This is a genomic window from Erwinia sp. Eh17-17, assembly GCF_039675725.1.
GTDB lineage: Bacteria > Pseudomonadota > Gammaproteobacteria > Enterobacterales > Enterobacteriaceae > Erwinia.
This window is the reverse complement of sequence record NZ_JBDFQT010000027.1, coordinates 1-1,383: the sequence shown is the minus strand read 5'-3', so window position 1 is coordinate 1,383 and position 1,383 is coordinate 1. Positions and strand designations below refer to the sequence as shown.

The following is a 1,383-nucleotide window of genomic DNA, read 5'->3' as shown; positions in this document are numbered from 1 at the left end:
CCAGCAATGCGAACGTCATCACAGGATGATGACACAACAGTAAGTTCTGATAAGGAGTAACACATGGCAATTCCAGTCTATCTGTGGCTGAAAGACGACGGCGGTGCGGATATCAAAGGTTCTGTGGACGTGAAGGACCGCGAAGGCAGCATCGAAGTGGTGGCACAGGAGCATAACCTGTACATCCCGACCGACAACAACACCGGCAAGCTGACCGGCACCCGCGTTCACACCCCGTTCCTGTTCACCAAAGAGATCGACTCGTCCAGCCCGTATCTCTACAAGGCGGTGACCACCGGTCAGACCCTGAAGTCTGCCGAGTTCAGGTGGTACAAAATCAACGACGCGGGCCAGGAGGTGGAGTACTTCAACACCAAACTGGAGAACGTCAAGCTGGTGAAAGTGGCTCCGCTGATGCACGACATCAAAGACGCCTCGAAAGAGAAGCACAATCACCTGGAGCGCATTGAGCTGCGCTACGAAAAAATCACCTGGACCTACAAAGACGGCAACATCATTCATTCCGATTCCTGGAACGAACGTACCACCGCGTAAGCCCACTGCGGACAGGTTCTCCTGTCCGCAGTTTTGCTGAGCGTCTGCGAGTCGGGTGCTCAGCAAAACAACAATCTGCCTGCCAGCCTGACCTTGTGCGCTTTGGTCTCCTGAACAACGGGAAACAGCGAGGGGCGGTAGCGTGTCCAGGAACCGATAAAGAGAGAGAGTTATGGAAAACCCAGCCATTCTGCTGCGACGTCTGAACCCTTACTGTGCCCGTGCCATGGAAGGGGCCGCCTCCCTGTGCCAGACCCGGGCGCATGCTTCAATCCTGCCGGAGCACTGGCTGCTGAAACTGCTGGAGCAGGGTGAAGGTGACCTGACGGTGCTGGCGCGTCGCTACGAATGGGATATGGATGTGCTGTGGCAGGATTTGCTCGGCTGGCTGGACACTCTCCCGCGTTCGGTGCATGGGCGCCCGCAGCTGTCTGACAATATTCAGACGCTGATGCAGCAGGCCTGGCTTATTGCTTCACTCAACGGTGAAGCGCAAATCCGAAGTCACCATTTGCTGATGGCCCTGGTGGATAAACCGACACTGGCACGCTGCGACGGTCTGTGGCCGCTGCTGACGCTGGGCCAGAGCCAGCTGGAACGCCTGCGTCCGCTGCTGGATGCACAATCTGATGAGCGCCCGGAGCGGCAGTTTGAGGCTGAACTGGCCCGGGAGCACGGCAGTGAGGTGGAGTTTGTTGGCCGCCCGGCCGGTGCAGAGCTGAAAGAAGGCGAACTGAACCCGGCCCTGCAAAACGCACTGGATAAATTTACCCTCGACGTGACGGCAAAAGCGCGGGCGGGAAGCATCGACCCGGTGTTCGGCCGCGA

General features: G+C 58.0%; 2 protein-coding genes. Both read left to right on the top strand.

Annotation, left to right across the window (positions count from 1 at the left end):
- The first annotated feature begins 63 nt into the window (after window positions 1–63).
- On the top strand, window positions 64–555 hold the full coding sequence (locus ABEH87_RS21630; protein WP_346579417.1) for an Hcp family type VI secretion system effector: 492 nt from the start codon (window positions 64–66) through the stop codon (window positions 553–555).
- Between the two features lie 172 nt (window positions 556–727).
- The coding region (locus ABEH87_RS21625; RefSeq protein WP_346579415.1) for a Clp protease N-terminal domain-containing protein at window positions 728–1,383 on the top strand (656 nt) is incomplete at its 3' end.